This window comes from Arthrobacter sp. CMU6 (genome assembly GCF_059090205.1).
This window is the reverse complement of the sequence record NZ_JBNHFL010000023.1, coordinates 1-18,065: the sequence shown is the minus strand read 5'-3', so window position 1 is coordinate 18,065 and position 18,065 is coordinate 1. Positions and strand designations below refer to the sequence as shown.

At 66.1% G+C, this 18,065-nt stretch carries 16 protein-coding genes and 1 tRNA gene; 13 read left to right on the top strand and 4 right to left on the bottom strand.

What is annotated here, in order from left to right:
- Positions 1-79: 79 nt before the first annotated feature.
- The 12 genes from AC5RWD_RS16150 (at position 80) to AC5RWD_RS16095 (ending at position 12,414) form a co-directional block, all read left to right on the top strand.
- Positions 80-778 (top strand): DedA family protein, encoded by a 699-nt coding sequence (locus AC5RWD_RS16150; protein WP_494020984.1) that lies wholly within the window; start codon positions 80-82, stop codon positions 776-778.
- 88 nt (positions 779-866) lie between these two features.
- Positions 867-2,012: an adenosine deaminase gene (locus tag AC5RWD_RS16145; RefSeq protein WP_494020983.1), complete on the top strand. Its 1,146-nt coding sequence runs from the start codon at positions 867-869 to the stop codon at positions 2,010-2,012.
- An 82-nt stretch (positions 2,013-2,094) separates the two neighbouring features.
- Positions 2,095-2,724: a MazG nucleotide pyrophosphohydrolase domain-containing protein gene (locus tag AC5RWD_RS16140; protein WP_494021041.1), complete on the top strand. Its 630-nt coding sequence runs from the start codon at positions 2,095-2,097 to the stop codon at positions 2,722-2,724.
- Between the two features lie 120 nt (positions 2,725-2,844).
- Positions 2,845-4,125, top strand: coding sequence for a phosphopyruvate hydratase (gene eno / locus AC5RWD_RS16135; protein WP_494020982.1), 1,281 nt, complete (start codon positions 2,845-2,847; stop codon positions 4,123-4,125).
- Positions 4,126-4,213: 88 nt separating this feature from the next.
- Positions 4,214-4,996, top strand: coding sequence for an FtsB family cell division protein (locus AC5RWD_RS16130; RefSeq protein WP_494020981.1), 783 nt, complete (start codon positions 4,214-4,216; stop codon positions 4,994-4,996).
- A gap of 76 nt (positions 4,997-5,072) precedes the next feature.
- Positions 5,073-5,783 (top strand): DUF501 domain-containing protein, encoded by a 711-nt coding sequence (locus AC5RWD_RS16125; RefSeq protein ID WP_494020980.1) that lies wholly within the window; start codon positions 5,073-5,075, stop codon positions 5,781-5,783.
- Entirely contained in the window at positions 5,780-6,736 is a 957-nt protein-coding gene (locus tag AC5RWD_RS16120; RefSeq protein WP_494020979.1) for a Ppx/GppA phosphatase family protein, read from the top strand. Before AC5RWD_RS16125 ends, AC5RWD_RS16120 begins: the two co-directional genes overlap by 4 nt.
- An 18-nt stretch (positions 6,737-6,754) precedes the next feature.
- On the top strand, positions 6,755-8,146 hold the full coding sequence (locus AC5RWD_RS16115; RefSeq protein WP_494020978.1) for a S8 family serine peptidase: 1,392 nt from the start codon (positions 6,755-6,757) through the stop codon (positions 8,144-8,146).
- Positions 8,147-8,180: 34 nt separating this feature from the next.
- Positions 8,181-9,668 (top strand): NAD(P)/FAD-dependent oxidoreductase, encoded by a 1,488-nt coding sequence (locus AC5RWD_RS16110; protein WP_494020977.1) that lies wholly within the window; start codon positions 8,181-8,183, stop codon positions 9,666-9,668.
- 181 nt (positions 9,669-9,849) lie between these two features.
- Positions 9,850-10,800 carry an N-acetyltransferase gene (locus AC5RWD_RS16105; protein ID WP_494020976.1) on the top strand — a complete coding sequence of 317 codons (951 nt, stop codon included), beginning with the start codon at positions 9,850-9,852 and terminating at the stop codon, positions 10,798-10,800.
- A 20-nt stretch (positions 10,801-10,820) separates the two neighbouring features.
- Positions 10,821-10,894, top strand: a tRNA-Leu gene (locus AC5RWD_RS16100).
- A gap of 173 nt (positions 10,895-11,067) precedes the next feature.
- Positions 11,068-12,414, top strand: a complete 1,347-nt coding sequence (locus AC5RWD_RS16095; RefSeq protein WP_494020975.1) for an ABC transporter substrate-binding protein — start codon at positions 11,068-11,070, stop codon at positions 12,412-12,414.
- Positions 12,415-12,483: 69 nt separating this feature from the next.
- Here the strand turns inward: AC5RWD_RS16095 and AC5RWD_RS16090 are convergent, their stop codons facing one another.
- Genes AC5RWD_RS16090 through AC5RWD_RS16075 form a run of 4 tightly spaced genes read right to left on the bottom strand, consistent with a single transcriptional unit; the run spans position 12,484 to position 16,603 of the window.
- Positions 12,484-13,254, bottom strand: a complete 771-nt coding sequence (locus tag AC5RWD_RS16090) for an ABC transporter ATP-binding protein (RefSeq protein ID WP_494020974.1) — start codon at positions 13,252-13,254, stop codon at positions 12,484-12,486.
- On the bottom strand, positions 13,251-14,333 hold the full coding sequence (locus AC5RWD_RS16085) for an ABC transporter ATP-binding protein (protein ID WP_494020973.1): 1,083 nt from the start codon (positions 14,331-14,333) through the stop codon (positions 13,251-13,253). The genes AC5RWD_RS16090 and AC5RWD_RS16085 overlap by 4 nt, the downstream gene beginning before the upstream one ends.
- Entirely contained in the window at positions 14,330-15,298 is a 969-nt protein-coding gene (locus AC5RWD_RS16080) for a branched-chain amino acid ABC transporter permease (protein ID WP_494020972.1), read from the bottom strand. The genes AC5RWD_RS16085 and AC5RWD_RS16080 overlap by 4 nt, the downstream gene beginning before the upstream one ends.
- 9 nt (positions 15,299-15,307) lie before the next feature.
- Positions 15,308-16,603 carry a branched-chain amino acid ABC transporter permease gene (locus AC5RWD_RS16075; protein WP_494021040.1) on the bottom strand — a complete coding sequence of 432 codons (1,296 nt, stop codon included), beginning with the start codon at positions 16,601-16,603 and terminating at the stop codon, positions 15,308-15,310.
- A 348-nt stretch (positions 16,604-16,951) separates the two neighbouring features.
- Between AC5RWD_RS16075 and AC5RWD_RS16070 the strand changes: the two genes are divergently transcribed.
- Positions 16,952-17,887 carry a Bax inhibitor-1/YccA family protein gene (locus tag AC5RWD_RS16070; protein ID WP_494020971.1) on the top strand — a complete coding sequence of 312 codons (936 nt, stop codon included), beginning with the start codon at positions 16,952-16,954 and terminating at the stop codon, positions 17,885-17,887.
- Positions 17,888-18,065: the final 178 nt, after the last annotated feature.

Genomic DNA, 18,065 nt, shown 5'->3' with positions numbered 1-18,065 from the left:
CTATCCTCCCGCCATGCGACACTAAAGAGCGATTTGCGTCACTTCCCGTCTTGTTATAGTCCCTAGGAGCAACACCCGCGTGGAGTTTATTAATGAGGCCGTGCTCCATGCAGCGGGTCAGTGGTGGATTTATCCCGTATTGCTCGTGTTTTTCTTCGTTGACGGGTTCGCGATGGTGGTCCCCAGCGAGACGCTGATCGTGGCGCTGGCGGCCTTCTCCCGGCACAGCGGCGAACCCAATCTCTGGATCCTCGGCCTGACTGCCCTGACCGGCGCCATTGCCGGTGACAACATGGCTTACATGCTGGGCCGGAAGATCGGCCTGGAGCGCTGGAAGTGGATGCGCCGGCCCAAGGTGCAGAAGATCTTCGGCTGGGCGCGGTACGAACTTGAGAAGCGCGGCGCCGTGCTGATCTTCACGGCGCGCTACATCCCGTGGGGGCGCGTGGCGGTGAACTACGTTGCCGGCACCACCGGATACCCGCACCGCAGGTTCTTCCTGCTGGATGCCTTCGCCTGCTTCACCTGGGTGGGCTATTCGATCGGCATCGGCCTCGTTGCTAGCTCCTTCCCGTGGCTGCACCACAACCCGCTGATGGGCGCCGGTATCGCGGTGGTGTTCGCGATCCTGCTGGGCATCGTCATTGACCACGCCCTGCGCTGGTGGCACAAGCGGCTCGGCCGCAATGATGCCGTCCCAGCGCCGGCAGGGAGCCCCGCGCCGGAAGAGGGCAGCATTCCGGAAGGCGGCCGGGAACAGGCCAGCCGGGTGGCTTAGCGGCGCGGCTGGGCGGCCTTTCCGGGCCGCCCGTCACCGTGCAGCGCGCTCGTTGGCATTGCCGCCGGTCCAACCCTAGAGTTGGTACGTGACTGAGCCAATCGTTGACGCCGCCCCTGCCCTTGACTTCGACCTGAAGAGCCTGCCCAAGGTTTCCCTTCACGACCACCTGGACGGCGGCCTGCGCCCTGCCACCATCATCGAGCTGGCGGAGGCGGTGGGGCACACCCTCCCGTCCACCGACCCGACCGCACTGGGCGAATGGTTCCGCGAATCCGCCGATTCCGGCTCGCTGGTCCGTTACCTGGAAACGTTCGACCACACGGTCGCCGTCATGCAGACCAAGGAAGGGCTGTTCCGCGTCGCCAAGGAGTTCGTGGAGGATCTGGCGGACGACGGCGTGGTGTACGGCGAAGTGCGCTGGGCACCTGAGCAGCACCTCCAGAAGGGACTGACGCTCGACGAGGTCGTCGAGGCAGTGCAGGAGGGCCTCGACGCCGGTGTGGACGCCGTGGCCGAGACCGGCCGCGAGATCCAGGTAGGCCAGCTGATCACGGCCATGCGCCACGCCGACCGCGGCCAGGAGATTGCCGAACTCGCCGTCCGGCACCGGGACAAGGGCGCCGTAGGCTTCGACATTGCCGGCGCCGAAGACGGCTTCCTGCCCTCGCGCTTCCGCGACGCATTCACCTACCTGGCCGAAAACAACTTCCCTGCCACCGTGCACGCCGGTGAAGCCGCCGGACTGGAAAGCATCCAGTCCGCGCTGGTTGACGGCCGGGCCCTGCGCCTGGGCCACGGTGTCCGCATCGCCGAGGACATCATGGTGGAGTTCGACGAGGACGACGCCGACGACGAGGACAGCGACAACATCGGCCTGGTCACGCTGGGGAACCTCTCCAGCTGGATCCGTGACCGCGGCATCGCCCTGGAAATCTGCCCGTCCTCGAACCTGCAGACCGGCGCCATCGCAGGCTTCGGTGAAGGCATCGAAAGCCACCCGCTGGACATGCTCTACCAGCTGGGCTTCAACGTGACCATCAACACCGACAACCGGCTGATGAGCGGCGTGACGCTCACCGACGAGTTCGAGCTGCTGGTGGAAACCTTCGACTACGACCTCGACGACCTGCTGGAGCTCACGCTCAACGCCGCCGAGGCGTCCTTCCTGCCCCTGGAGGAAAAGGAAGCACTCGTGGAGTACATCAACGACGCGTACGGCGACCTTGGCTGAAACCGGCCAGCCTGCCGAACCGGCGCCTGAAGTTGCGGAGCTCCTGCGGGTGATTGCGGCCCTCCGCGAGCACTGCCCCTGGATGGGCGCGCTCACCCACGAGTCGCTCGTGGAGTACCTGCTGGAGGAGGCCTATGAAGTGGCCGAGACCATCGAGACCGGCGCGGACGAGGCAGAACTGAAGGGCGAGCTGGGCGACGTGCTGCTCCAGGTGGTGCTGCACGCCCGGCTCGCCGAGGAACGCGGCGTGTTCGACTTCGGCGACGTCGCGCGCGGCCTCACCGGGAAGATGATCCGCCGCAACCCGCACGTGTTCCGTCCGGACGGTTCACTCCAGGACTCCTTTCCCGCCACGGTGGAGGAGATAGTGCTGAAGTGGGATGCCGTCAAAAAGTCCGAAAGCCCGGAGCGCAGCACGCCCTTCGAAGGCATCCCGGTGGCACTGCCGGCGTTGGCCCAGGCCCAGAAAACCCTTGACCGGGCCGAGCGGGCCGGGCTGCCGATGGTTGAGCCCGCCGAAACTGCGGCGGGGCAACAAGGCCGGGCGGTTGAGCTCGCCGAAACATGCGAGACCGAAGCCGAACTCGGCGAGCTGCTGCTCGCCGTCGTCCGTTCTGCCCGGAACAGGGGGTTCGACGCCGAACGCGCCCTCCGCGGGGCCGTCCGGCGGTACCAGAACCGCCATCCGGAAACTTCCGCGCCGGGATCATGACGTCCGGGTTCCGGATAGGTTTCCGTAACGTGCACCACTCTCGACTACGCTAGGTCCTGACGAGGACGTCGAGATTTTTTTCTAGAGTTCCCCAGTAAATTGCCCATAAGGAGCAAATCCATGGCGCTTATCGATGCCATCCACGCCCGCGAGATTCTCGATTCGCGTGGCAACCCCACCGTCGAAGTTGAAGTTCTCCTGTCCGACGGCCAGATCGGCCGCGCTGCCGTTCCGTCCGGTGCGTCCACCGGCGAGCACGAAGCAGTTGAACTGCGCGACGGCGACAAGGGCCGCTACCTCGGCAAGGGTGTCCAGAAGGCCGTTGACGCCGTCATCGACCAGATCGCCCCGGCCCTGACCGGCTTTGACGCCACCGACCAGCGCAGCATCGACCAGGCCATGATCGACCTGGACGGCACCGCCAACAAGGGCAAGCTGGGCGCCAACGCCATCCTCGGCGTCTCCCTGGCCGTCGCCAACGCCGCAGCAGCCTCTGCTGACCTGCCGCTGTACAAGTACCTGGGCGGCCCGAACGCCCACGTCCTGCCCGTTCCGCTGATGAACATCCTCAACGGCGGCTCCCACGCGGATTCCGACGTCGACATCCAGGAATTCATGATCGCCCCGATCGGCGCTGAGACCTTCTCCGAAGGCCTGCGCTGGGGCGTTGAGGTTTACCACAACCTCAAGTCCGTGCTGCAGCAGAAGGGCCTCTCCACCGGCCTCGGCGACGAGGGCGGCTTCGCCCCGAACCTGCCGTCCAACCGCGCTGCCCTGGACCTGATCCAGGAAGCCATCCAGAACGCCGGCTACACCCCGGGCACCGACATCGCCCTGGCCCTGGACGTCGCCTCCTCCGAGTTCTTCAAGGACGGTGCCTACCAGTTCGAGGGCAAGGCCCTGAGCGCCGCCGAGATGAGCGCCTACTACGCCGAACTCGTTGCCGACTACCCGCTGGTGTCCATCGAGGACCCGCTGGACGAGAACGACTGGGAAGGCTGGAAGATCCTCACTGACACCATCGGTGACAAGGTCCAGCTGGTGGGCGACGACCTGTTCGTCACCAACCCCGAGCGCCTGCAGCAGGGCATCGACGCCGCCACGGCCAACTCCCTGCTGGTCAAGGTCAACCAGATCGGCTCCCTGACCGAAACCCTGGACGCCGTTTCCCTGGCCCAGCGCTCCGGCTACACCACCATCACCTCGCACCGCTCCGGCGAGACCGAAGACACCACGATCGCCGACATCTCCGTTGCCACCAACGCCGGACAGATCAAGACCGGTGCCCCGGCCCGTTCCGAGCGCGTTGCCAAGTACAACCAGCTGCTGCGCATCGAAGAGGAACTCGACGACGCCGCACGCTACGCCGGCCGCAGCGCGTTCCCGCGTTTCAAGGCCTAGTAGCCCAAGAAACAGCCGACCGGTGGCTATGGTGGAAAGACCATAGCCACCGGTTTTGTTTTAGGCGCCCACACGTTACAGGAGTGTCATGGCTACCCGCCGCCCCAAAGTTCCCAGGGTGACCCCACCAGCACAGCAGTCCTCCGCCGGATCGGCCGGGGGAGACGTCATCCAGGCGGACTTCGGCGGCCCGCGTCCGGGCGCGGCCAGCCATGACGCCGGGACGGGACACGGGGGCGCGGGCGCGAAAGCATCGGGCAGCGGCCACGACGCCAGTGCCAGGACCGGCGCCGGTGCCAAGGCTGGTGCCGGTCCCAAGACTGGCGCTGGTCCCAAAGCGGGTCCCGGTACCAAAGCCCCGGCCGGTGCCAAGACCAGCCCGGGTGCCAAGGGGGGAACCGGCAAGCCTGGCAGCCCCGGGAACAGCCGCGGGAAGTCCGGCTCATCAGCCGTTGCGGCCGAGGAGGAGAACCTCGACCCCGTTCCTGCCAAGGCGTTTTCCGGGCGCATGCTGGCGCTGGCCGTGGTGATGGTCGCCATCACCATCATGCTGGCCCCCACCGTGAAGATCTTCATCGACAAGCGGGCGGAAATCGCGGCCCTGGAGTCGGACATCGCGGACAGCAAGGCGGACCAGGACAACCTCAAGCGGCAGGTCTCGCGCTGGCAGGATCCCAACTACGTCAAGCAGCAGGCCCGGGACCGCATTAACATGGTTATGCCGGGAGAGACCGGCTACTGGGTGTTCGGCAGTGACCTGCCGGCCGGCGCATCAGGCAGCCAGCCCAGTGCAGCAGAAACACAAGACCCCGCCGACGTGCCCTGGGTGGATTCCCTCTGGGAGTCCATCAGGCGCTCGGCAACAGACTAGGAGCGGCGCCCGCCGCGGGACTGTCCACCGGAATTTTCGGGGCAGCCAGATCCGGGCAGGAAGGACGGCCACGCCAGTGGACGACAACACGGCAACCGCCCCCGGTGAATCGAGGCAGCCATCGGCGCAGGATCTCGATGTGCTCAGCCGCCAGCTGGGGAGGCCGGTGCGTGACGTTGTGGAAATCCCGGCTCGCTGCGTCTGCGGAAACCCGCTCGTGGCGGCAACCTCCCCGCGCCTCAGCAACGGAACCCCGTTCCCCACCACGTTCTACCTGACGCACCCTGTCATCACGTCGGCTGTCTCCCGGCTTGAAGCCGGCGGCCTCATGAACGAAATGAACGACCGGCTTGCCGCCGACGAGTCCCTCGCTGCCTCCTACCGGGCGGCCCACGAGGCCTACCTCGCTGCCCGCGCCGACATCGGGGCACGCTCGGGGATCGGCGACGTCCCGGAGATCGACGGCGTCTCCGCCGGCGGCATGCCCACCCGCGTCAAGTGCCTGCACGTCCTGGTGGGACACTCGCTGGCCGCCGGTCAGGGCGTGAATCCGCTGGGCGACGAAGCCATCGCCGCCATCAGCGAGTGGTGGACTGCCGACCGCTGCTATTGCCAGGGCGCCTGGGACACTGCCGGTAAAGCGCCGTCCAGGGACCTCAGCCGCCACGGCCCGCAGGGACTGCCGGACATCGTCGGCAGGCCTGCGCCCGTCCGCAAATCCAAGACGGATGCAACCACAACGGACGCAACCACAACCGACCCAACCACGACGGAGGCCGGCGCATGACCCGGGTGGCTGCCATTGATTGCGGGACCAACTCCATCCGCCTGCTCATCGCGGACATCGACCACACCAATGGGGCGACGAAGCTCACCGACATCGTGCGTGAAATGCGCGTGGTGCGGCTTGGCCAGGGCGTGGACGCCACCGGCGAGCTGGCGCCCGAAGCGCTGGAGCGCACCTTCGCGGCCACGGCAGATTACGCCGCGCTCATCCGCGAGTACCAGGCCCAGAAAATCCGTTTCGTGGCCACCTCGGCCAGCCGGGATGCCCGGAACCGCCAGGTCTTCGTCGACGGCATTCAGAACCTTATTGGCGTGGAGCCCGAGGTGATCACCGGCCACGAGGAAGCCGCGCTGTCCTTCGCCGGTGCCAGCAGCGTGCTACCCATTTCGGCGGCGGACAAGGTGCTGGTGGTGGACCTGGGCGGCGGCAGCACCGAGTTCGTGCTCGGTGACGCCAACGGCGTGATCGCCGCGAAGTCCGTGGACATCGGCTGTGTCCGGCTGACCGAACGCCACCTCACGTCCGACCCGCCCACGGCGGAGCAGATCGCCGCCGCGGAGGCTGACGTCGACGCCGCCATCGCCGAAGCGCGACTGGACGTTCCGCTCGAACGGAGCACCGCCGTCGTCGGGGTGGCCGGTTCCATCACCACCATCACGGCGCACGCGCTCAAGCTGCCCGAATACCTGCCGAGCGCCATCCACGGCGCCGAACTGTCCATCTCCGCCGTCCAGGCCGCGGCCACCGACCTGCTGCAGATGCCACGTGCGCGGCGGGCCGAGCTGCCGTACATGCACCCCGGCCGGGTGGACGTCATCGGCGCCGGCGCGCTGGTCTGGCGGCGCATCCTCACCCGCATGGGCGAGCTCAGCGGCGGCCGCATCATTACGGCCACCGCCAGCGAGCACGATATTCTTGATGGAATTGCCCTGAGTGCCGAGGCACCGCGTTAACCAAGCATTGGATCCTGAATGACCAGAGCAACAGCCCGGCCTCGCCGGACGGTCTCGGCCCTTCTGTCCGCGGTGCTTGCCGGTGGCATCGCCGCGTCCGCCGTCGCCACCGCGCCGGCCGCACAGGCGGATTCCTGGCGGGACAAGGAGTACTGGCTCAAGGAAGCCGGCATCACCAAGGCGTGGGAGGTTTCCAAAGGCGCCAACGTGAAGGTCGCTGTGATCGACAGCGGCGTGGACGGGGGCCATCCTGACCTCAAGGGCGTGGTGGCCGGCGGCCATGACGTCTCCGGTGCCGGCGCCCCCGACGGCGAGAAGAGCATCGGTGCCAAGCCCGAGCACGGCACACTGGTGGCCACCATGCTCGCGGGCCGCGGACACCAGCCGGCGAAGAAGGCGACGGCCAAGCCTTCACCGAGCGCCAGCGCGACCGCGTCCAAAGCCATGCCGGACGGCATCATGGGCGTGGCCCCCGAAGCGCAGATCCTCTCCGTATCCACCTGGCTGGGCTCGCCCAACCCCGGCGGCAAGAGCGACCAGGACCAGATCCCGGAGGCGGTCCGCTGGGCCGTGGACAACGGTGCCAAGGTCATCAACATTTCACTGGGCAGCACGTCGCCTGAGTGGCCGCAAAGCTGGGACGCCGCCTTCCTGTACGCCGAGCAGAAGGACGTGGTCATTGTGGCCGCGGCCGGCAACAGGGTGGGCGGCAACGTCCAGGTGGGGGCTCCGGCCACCATTCCGGGCGTGCTGACCGTTGCGGGCGTGGACCGGAGCGGACAGGCAAGCACCGATTCCTCCTCCCAGGGCATCAGCATCGGAGTGGCGGCGCCTGCGGAGAAACTCGCCGGCGGACTGCCCGGCGGCAGCTATGCGGAATGGGCCGGCACGTCCGGTGCGACGCCCATCGTCTCCGGCGTAGCGGCGCTGATCCGCTCCAAGTGGCCCGAGATGAGCGCCAAGCAGGTCATCAACAGGATCGTCACCACAGCGAAGGACGAGGGCACACCGGGCAAGGACCCGCTGTACGGCTTCGGCGTCCTCAACGCGGAGGCGGCGCTCAAGGACGATGTGGCCGAAACGAAGGCCAACCCGCTGGGTTCGATTGCGGACTGGATCCGCGTCCACCGGCGCGGAAACCTTGCCACGCCTGCTCCCGAGCCGACGGCCCCGGCGCCCACGGCCCAGGCCACGCTGCCCAAGGCGACTGTGCCGGTTGCCGTGCCGCCGTCGCAGCTGGACAGTGCCCTGCCGGCTGCTGTGGTCATCGGGTTTGGCGGGCTGTTCATCGCCATTATTGTGGCGGGCGCGGTCCAGCTGCGGCGGGCCTCCCGGGGGTCCGGCGGTGGTCTGGAGGAGCCGGAAACCGGTGCCGTGACGAGGGTGGATTCGGCCGACCGGCAAAGTTAGTGAAGATTTTCACAAAGTACGGTACTCTGGAGTTATGGCAACCACCCCACAGCTCCAGGATCGTCCGCGTGTGCTCGTCGTCGGCGGCGGGTACGTCGGCCTCTACGTAGCCCTCAAACTGCAGAAGAAGATCGCGAACGCAGGCGGCATCGTCACCGTCGTTGATCCGCTGCCCTACATGACCTACCAGCCCTTCCTGCCGGAAGTTGCCGGCGGAAACATCGAGGCGCGCCACGCAGTCGTCTCGCACCGCCAGCACCTCAAGCAGACCGAGCTCATCCAGGGCCGCGTCGTGTCCATCGACCACGCCAACCGCACGGCCGTGGTTGCCCCGGCTGACGGCGGCGACAACTTCGAGGTGCCGTACTTCGACGTCGTACTTTCCGCCGGCGCCATCACCCGCACGTTCCCCATCAAGGGCCTGGCGGACAAGGGCATCGGCCTGAAGACCATCGAGGAAGCCGTTGCGCTGCGCAACAAGGTCCTCGACCGCATCGAGCGCGGCTCCACCATGACCGATCCGGCCGAACGCGCCCGCGCCCTGACGTTCGTGGTGGTGGGTGGCGGCTTCGCCGGCATCGAGTGCATCACCGAAATGGAAGACCTCGCCCGCGCCGCGGTCCGCAACAACCCGCGCGTCAAGCAGGAGGAAGTCCGCTTCGTCCTCGTCGAGGCCATGGGCCGCATCATGCCCGAGGTCACCGCGAAGCAGGCCGAGTGGGTTGTGGAGCACCTCCGCAGCCGCGGCATCGAGGTCCTGCTGAACACGTCGCTGGACAACGCCGAAGGCGCACTCAGGCTCATCAACCTGCCGGACAAGACCCTGGCCCAGGAATTCGAGTCCGACACCCTCGTCTGGACTGCCGGCGTGCAGGCCAACCCGATGGTGCGCTCCACCGACTTCCCGCTGGAGCCCCGCGGCCGTGTCCGCGTCCTGCCGGACCTGCGCATCGCGGGCGACGAAGGCATCATCGACAACGCCTGGGCTGCCGGTGACATCGCAGCGGTTCCCGACCTCACGGGCGGCGGCCTGCCGGACGGCACCTGCGTTCCCAACGCCCAGCACGCGCTCCGCCAGGCCAAGCGCCTCGCCAAGAACCTGTGGGCTTCCCGCTGGGACAAGCCGCTGGTGGACTACAAGCACAAGAACCTCGGTGCTGTGGCCGGCTTCGGCGAGTGGAAGGGCGTTGCCAACATCAACCTGCTCGGCCGCATCGGCCTCAAGGGCCCCCTCGCGTGGCTGGCACACCGCGGCTACCACGGCATGGCCATGCCGACGTTCGAGCGCAAGTTCCGCGTGATCTTCAACTGGATCCTGAGCTTCTTCGCTGGCCGCGACACCACCCAGCTGCTGGACCTGGACAACCCGCGCGGCGCCTTCGTGGCCGCTGCCACCCCGGCGCCCAAGCCCGCCGCTCCGGCTGCACCGGCTCCGGCCGCACCGGCCGAGAAGGCTCCGGAGAAGTCCGCCGCCCCGGCCCAGGGCGGCGCCAAGGATGCTGTCACGGCTGAGGCCAAGTAGGACCCCACCGCCTCCCTCGCTTCGCTCCGCTCAGCTAGGGAACCCGCGGCGGCGGTGGCCCCGCAACTGACGACGGCGGCCGTTCCCTTCCCGGGGAACGGCCGCTTTCGCGTTTCCTGGGTGCGGCCCTCCCTGGTGTGGCCCTCCCGGGCAGGCGAGGGTGCGGTCATAGACTGGCTCCATGACGGGTGAAAAGAACCTCCAGACTCTCCTTGCCTCGATGCGTCCGGTGCTCCGGGAAGGGGAGTACGTGTACGTTCTCTGGCCGCACGGTAAGCCGCTTGCGGGGCACGTCGAGGCCGCCGTCCGGGAGGCAGAGGGTCTCACGGTGGTCCTGCCCCGGGCCGAAGCGGATGCGCTGGACCTGCCTTACGATTTCGTGGCCGCCTGGATCACCCTGGAGGTCCACTCGGCCCTGGAGGCGGTGGGCCTGACCGCGGCCGTCAGCAGGGCCCTGACCCAGGCTAGGATCAGCTGCAACGTTCTTGCCGGCTTCCACCACGACCATCTCCTGGTGCCGGTGGTTGACTCGGCGCGGGCGCTGGAGGTCCTGGCCGAACTCTCGGCCGCCAACGCCCCAGAGCCCGAGCCTGTGCGGGAATTGGTCCTGCGCAACGAACAGCCCGGGGACCGCGAGGCCCTCCTGGCCCTGACCGCCGAAGCCTTCGCTGTTTCCCCGGTCACGGGCCTGCCGGTGGCGGGGGAGCCCGTTGAGGTTAAGGTGCTCCGCGAGCTGTTCGTCGCCGAGGAATACCTGCCGGAGTTCAGCATCGTCGCGGAACTCGACGGCGAAATCGTCGGTTATGTGATCAGCACCCGCGCATGGGTGGAGGATCTTGAACTGCTGGGCCTTGGACCCATCGGCGTGACGCCGCGGCTGCAGCGCCACGGCATCGGCTCGGCGCTGATGCGCGAAACGGTGGTCCGTGCCAACGCGGCGGGGGAGAAGGGCATAGCGCTGCTCGGAAGCACGGAGTACTACCCGCGGTTCGGCTTCGTCCCGGCGTCATCCCTGGGCGTCGAGGCGCCGGACAAGAACTGGGGCGACCATTTCCAGCTGCTGCCCCTCGCGCTGTGGCCGGGCGGGGTCCACGGCACATTCCGTTACGCGGGGCCGTTGGCTGCCGTCTGAGGCGATACGATTGTCCGGGCGCCCCAGTAGCCCAATTGGCAGAGGCAGCGGACTTAAAATCCGCGTGTTGTGGGTTCGAGTCCCACCTGGGGTACAACTTTTCTCCGCGGTGTCGCCGGTGTTCCAATATGCAACGACTGTTATGAGGATGTGACCTTAGTCACTTATGTTCACGCTCAAATTGGATTAGCTTGAACTTAGCTCAGGAACCCCTGACCAAAAATCGCATCAAAGGCCGTTCGCACCTTTCGATCGAGGAGACTCTAAATGATTTCACTCCCCCAGGCGGCGCCCAGGGTGGCTAAGCTCACTGTGCTTAGCATCGGCGTCGCCCTCCTGGCCACGGCTTGTGGTGGCGGGTCCACCCCAAGCGCGACCGAATCCTCTGCAGCGGCGGGCGGCATCGCATGCCCTGCTCCCAGTGCCACGGCCGGGGCAAGCAGCACCGCCACAGAGACCGGCAACGTGCCGGCAGCAACCACCATCACCCCCACACCGCTGAAACTTGGATCGCTCCTGCCGACGACGGGGTCGCTCGCGTTCCTCGGCCCACCCGAAATCGCCGGTGTTAACCTCGGCATCAAGGAAGTCAACGACGCCGGCGGCGTGCTCGGCAAGCCGGTGCAGGTGGTCCACCGCGACTCCGGCGACACCAAGACGGACATCGCCACACAGTCCACCACGGCACTGCTCGGCCAGGGTGTCAGCGCCATCATCGGTGCAGCCTCCTCGGGTGTGTCCAAGACCGTGATCAACCAGATCACGGGCGCAGGTGTCATCCAGTTCTCGCCCGCGAACACGTCTCCCGACTTCACCACGTGGGACGACAAGGGCCTGTACTGGCGGACGGCTCCCTCCGACGTCCTGCAGGGCAAGGTGCTGGGCAACTACATTGCAACGTGTGGCGCCCAGACAGTGGGTATGATCGTCCTGAACGACGCCTACGGCACGGGCCTGGCGAAGAACGTCAAGGCCGCATTTGAAGCAGCCGGTGGTCAGGTTGTGGCCGAGGAACTCTTCAACGAGGGCGACTCACAGTTCAGCAGCCAGGTGGACAAGGTGATCGCCGCCAAGCCCGACGCCATTGCCCTGATCACCTTTGACCAGGCAAAGAGCATTGTCCCGCTGATCACGGGCAAGGGCGTTAAGCCGACACAGCTGTTCATGGTGGACGGCAACACGTCCGACTACAGCAAGGACTTTAAGGCCGGCACGCTGAAGGGCGCCCAGGGAACCATCCCCGGTACCTTCGCCAAGGAAGACTTCAAGAAGAAGCTTCTCGCCATCGACCCTGCCCTGAAGGACTACAGCTACGCCGGTGAGTCCTACGACGCCGTCAACCTGATCTCACTGGCAGCCGAGGCCGCCAAGAGCACGAAGGGCACGGAGATCGCCAAGCAGCTCAAGGCAGTTTCCGAGGGCGGCGAGAAGTGCACTGACTTCGCGTCCTGTGTCACGTTGCTCCGCAACGGCAAGGACATCGACTACGACGGCGAGTCCGGCCCGGTGACCTTCTCCGACGCCGGTGACCCGACGGAAGCATCCATTGGCATCTACGAGTACCAGGATGACAACAAGTACACGCCGGCCCGGGAGGAATTCGGCAAGCTGTAAGCCGCCGTTCCGCCGCACAACAAGGAAGCCCCCGTCCAGCCGGACGGGGGCTTCCTCGTGGTGCTGTGTCTAATCCTCGTCGGCCAGCGTGCCGAGATACAGCTGGATGACCTTTGGGTCCTTCATGAGCTCACGGCCCGTTCCGGTGTACGCATCCTTGCCCTGGTCCAGGACATACCCGCGGTCGCAGATCTGAAGGCAGCGGCGGGCGTTCTGTTCCACCATGATCACGGACACGCCGGCACGGTTGATCTCGTGCACCCGCAGGAACGTCTCGTCCTGCTTGACGGGGGAGAGGCCTGCCGAAGGTTCATCCAGCAGCAGCACTGCCGGCTCCATCATCAGGGCACGGCCCATCGCCACCATTTGCCGCTCGCCGCCGGACAGCGAACCCGCGCGCTGAGCGCGGCGCTTCCCGAGTTCCGGGAAGAGGCTGGTGACGAAGTCGAAGCGCTGCGCAAAATCCTTGGGCCGCTGGAACATGCCCATTTGCATGTTTTCCTCGATGGTGAGGGTGGAGAAGACGTTGTTGGTCTGGGGCACGAAACCGACGCCCTGGGTCACCAGCTTGTTCGCTTTGAGCCCCGTCAGGTCCTGGCCCCTGACCACCACGGATCCGGAGTGCACCTTCACCAGGCCGAACATGGCCTTCAGCAGTGTGGATTTGCCGGCCCCGTTCGGGCCGATGATGCCGATCAGTTCGCCCTTCCTGGCCTCGATGCTGCACCCGTTGAGGATGTTGACGCCCGGGAGGTAGCCGGCCACCAGATCCGTGACCTTGACGACGGCACCGTCCTCGGCTGCGCTGCTTGCGGCCGGGGCCGCGCTCGTGGCACTCATTCTTTGTCCTTTTCTGCCTGTGCGGCGGCGGGCCGTCCGACGGCTGTGGATCCGGCACCTGCTGGCCCATTGCCGGTGTCATGTCCGGCTTCGGTGATCTTGGGAGCCACGGCGTCCACCGCGATGATGCCCGCGTCCTCGGTGCCGACGATCGATTCCTCATCTTTGACGAGTTCCTGCTCGAGCGCCCTGATGCCCTCGGTGTCGCCGAGATCGACGTCGTGGTGGGCGCCCAGGTAGGCGTCGATGACGGCGGGGTCCTTCATGACCTCGCCCGGAGGGCCCTCGGCCACGATCTTTCCTTCAGCCATGACCACCACCCAGTCCGCGATGTGCCGGACCATGTGCATGTCGTGTTCCACGAAGAGGACGGTCATGCCCTCGGACTTGAGGTTCTTGATGTGGTCCAGCAGGGACTGCGTCAGCGCCGGATTGACCCCTGCCATGGGTTCATCCAGCATCACCAGCTTGGGCCGGACCATCAGGGACCGGGCCATTTCCAGCAGCTTTCGCTGGCCGCCGGACAGCGACGCCGCGTAGTCGTCCTTCTTGGTATCGAGCTTGAACTTCTCCAGCAGGACGTTGGCGTGCTCAGTGATTTCCTTCTCGCGACCGCCCCAGATGTTCTTGAACAGGGCCTTGGACAGCCTTTCGCCTGGCTGGTTGGAAGCGCCGAGCCGCATGTTTTCCATGACCGTCAGCTTGCCCATGACTTTGGTGAGCTGGAACGTGCGGACCATGCCCATCCGCGCCACCTTGTAGGAGGACACCCCGGCGATGCTCTGGCCCTCGAACTGCCACTTGCCCGAGTTCGGCGTGTCAAAGCCGGTAAGCAGGTTGAACAGGGTGGTCTTGCCGGCCCCGTTGGGGCCGATCAGGGCGGTGATCTTGTGCCGCGGGATCTCCAGGTAATCAACGTCGACGGCGTTGATGCCGCCGAAGCTGCGGGTGACGTTTTCGGCGACGACGATCGCATCCCGCTTCTTGCAGCCGGGGGTGTTCTCCCCGACGGCGATCGGCCGGGCGTCCGTCATGTAGTCGACGCCCTCTTCCATTGATTCCTCGCTGTGCTTGCTCATGCGAACGCCAGCTCCTTCTTGTTGCCAAAGACACCCTGCGGCCTGAAGATCATCAGCAGCATCAGGGCGATGCCCACCAGGATGTAGCGCAGCTGGCCGGCCTGGACCGTGGTCAGCCAGGTCACCGCGCCGGATTCGATCAGTCCATACAGGATGCCCTGCGTGAGGGACAGGACCACCCAGAAGATCATGGCGCCAATCACCGGACCCAGGACCGTGGCCATGCCGCCCAGCAGCAGGCAGGTCCAGAGGAAGAACGTCAGCTCGGTCCCGTAATTGGCGGGCTGCACGGCGCCGCGGGGAAGCGTGAAGATCATCCCGGCCAGCGCGCCGAAGATCCCGCCGATCACCAGCGCCTGCATCTTGTGGGCATAGACGTTCTTGCCGAGCGACCGGACCGCGTTCTCGTCCTCGCGGATGCCCTTCAGCACGCGGCCCCACGGGCTGCGCATCAGGAGCCAGACAAGGACGCAGCCGACGGCCACGAGCCCCCAGCCCACCACCCGGATGAAGAAGTCACGGTTGTTCATGCCGAAGTAGGAGCCCTCGGGGAACGGGTTCATCGAATAGAACCCGCCCTCGAAGGCGGCGAGGCCGTTGGCGGAACCGGTCACGGACGTGAGCTGGTTGGTGGTGACGACATACCGGACGATTTCCGCTGCCGCAATGGTGACGATGGCGAGGTAGTCCGCCCGCAGGCGGAGGGTGGGAATGCCCAGCACCAGGGCAAAGAGCACCGAACAGACGATGGCGATCAGGAGCCCGACGAAGAAGGGCACCCGGAAGGTGAGCGTCGAGATCGCGAAGCCGTACGCCCCGACCGCCATGAAGCCGGCCTGGCCGAAGTTCAGCAGGCCCGAGTAGCCGAAGTGCACGGCGAGGCCGAGCGCGGCGAGGGCGTAGGCCGCCGTCGTGGGGCTGAAAAGCTCGCCCGCTGCGCTGGAAAGGATAAATCCGAAATCCATGGCTGTCTCCTAACCCACGCGCTCACGACGGCCCAGGATGCCCTGGGGCCGGAACAAGAGGACAACGATCATGATGAAGAGTGCTCCCACGTATTTGAGGTCGGCCGCGAGGCCAAAGACGGTGGTCAGCTCCACGAAGATGCCGACAATGACTGAGCCGATCAGGGCACCGAAAACGGTGCCCAGCCCGCCGAGGGTCACACCGGCGAAGATGAGCAGCAGGATCTGTGACCCCATGTCGAAGGTGACGCCGGGCCGGTAGTACGCCCAGAGAATGCCGCCCAGGGAGGCCAGGACCCCGCCCACGATCCAGACCAGGCGGATGACGCCGTCGACGTCGATCCCGGAGGCCGCGGCCAGGGCGGGGTTGTCCGCCACCGCCCGGGTGGCCTTGCCCAGGCGGGTCTTCAGCAGGATGACGCCGATCAGCCCGATCACAATGGCGCTGATGATGAGCGACCAGAGATTGTTGGGAGAAATGGAAACCGGGCCGAGCTGGATTTCCGCGCTTTGTGCGAATGGCAGCTGCTGGGTGGCACCGCCGAAGTAGAACTGGATGATGTAGCGGACGGCCAGAGCCAGGCCGATGCTGACGATCATCATCGGGACCAGGCCGGTGCCGCGGCGGCGCAGCGGACGCCAGAGCCCGGCGTCCTGCGCGTAGCCAAAGAGCCCGCCACCAACCAGTGCCAAGACTATGGCCAGCCAGAAGGGCAGGTTCAAGGCGCTGCATGCAAAGACCAGCACAGCACCAAGGGTCACCATCTCGCCGTGCGCGAAGTTGGTCAGGCCGGTGGTACCGAAGATCAGGGACAGGCCTACGGAAGCAAGGGCCAGCAGAAGGCCGAAGCTAAGGCCGGCCACGAGTCTGTTGAGCAGGTTCTGGCCGAAGTCCTGCTGCTGCACCACGATGCCCTTGCCGAAGGCGAAGATGACCGAGAGGTTAGACGTCTGGCTAAAGGTGACAGTGCGAGGGTTCGACTGGCCTTCGGCGAGCTTGATTCCTTCCGGAAGCGTGGATTCGTCGAGCTGGATCTCGTAGGTGCCCTGGGTGGGAACACCGATCCGCCAGGCGCCGTTGGCGCCCGAGGTTGCCTCGCCGGTGAAGGTCCCGCTCTTGGCCGTGATCTTCACGCCTTCGATGGGGCGCCGTGTATCGTCGCGGAGAAACCCGCTGATGGTGTCCTGGAACTGCTGGTTCGACGGGGGTGGTGTCGGAGCCGGAGTGGCGCCCTGCGATACCGGCGCTGCGACAAGCAAAAGTGCCACGACGGCGGAGGCAATGGCCCCCCATACCTTCAGCAGCCCGGCCGGCCGCCGGATAGGCAGCCCTCTCGGTGTGCGTCTCAAATTGTAAACCTCCACGTGGGGGTGGTGGCGGCCGCGTCATTGCAGCCGCTGCGAACGGAGGATGGCGTATATCCTTGCTGGTAGAGCGGGTCTTGACTAGCTGTGATATTCGTCACCCTGACCCGCTTATCGTACAGCGCGAGCAGTACAAACCGTGTGGGCGGAGCTGACCATCAGATAGCGATCCGGTAACAACTGAAATGCGCCGCCACCAGCAGGAACTTTCCGGGCCGCTGGTCCGTGGAAATTGATAGCGTGACCAGAAGATTTATCACTCGACCCCATACATGGAGGACACCCGCAATGGCACTTGGCGGAAACCCGATCTTCAACGGAAAGAATTTCCGTGGAGCCACCCAGGCACCGCCTGTCCCGCAGGCGTACGGCGACAACAACTACGGCCAGAACCAGTTCGGCCAGCCGGCGTACGGCCAGGGCCGCGCCCCCGGCCAGGTCATGGACGCACAGTCCGGCTGGATGTCGCAGCAGCAGAACATGAGCAACGACCAGCTGCAGCAGATGTACAACCGGCCTGCCGCGGGGCCGTCCGAAACCGGGCGGATGACCTTCGACGACGTCATCGTCAAGACCGCCATCTGCCTCGCCGCAGTGGTGGCCGGTGCCGCCGTCACGCTGGTCGTGGCCCTGCCGCTCGCCAGCATGCTCATGATCGTCGGCGCGCTGGGCGGCTTCGTGCTGGCCCTCGTCAACACGTTCAAGAAGCAGCCCTCGCCGGCCCTCATCCTGGCCTACGCTGCCCTCGAGGGCCTGTTCCTCGGCGGCCTGACCCGCATCCTCGACGGGATGTACCCGGGCGTCGGCCTGCAGGCAGTCATCGGCACCCTGTCGGTCTTCGCCGTGACCCTGGTGCTCTTCAAGAGCGGCAAGGTCCGCGCCACCCCCAAGGCGATGCGCTTCTTCATGATCGCCACGATCGGCTACGCGGTCTTCGCCCTGATCAACATGGTGATGATGTGGACCGGCGCGGTGGATTCCCCGTTCGGCCTGCGCACGAGCTTTGAAATCTTCGGCATTCCGCTGGGCGTCTTCATCGGCCTGCTCGCGATCGGCCTCGCTGCCTTCTCGCTGATCATGGACTTCACTAGCATTGAGGCCGGCGTCCGCGCGGGAGCGCCGGAGCGCTTCTCCTGGACCGCCGCCTTCGGCCTGACCGTCACGCTCGTGTGGCTGTACGTGGAAATCATCCGCCTGCTGGCCATCCTCCGCGGCGACGACTAACACCTAACCCGCGGCACACCGCCGTCGTAATCCAATAGCAACAGGGAGTGGGGGCCCCCCCAAAGGGGGGGCCCCCCCCCGGGTAATCAATACCCCCGTTATACAGGGGGTTTTTTGGACATTATTTGGGGTAAGGGGCCCCGCGGGGCCCAAAAAAGGAGAAAAAGGAACAGCGGGG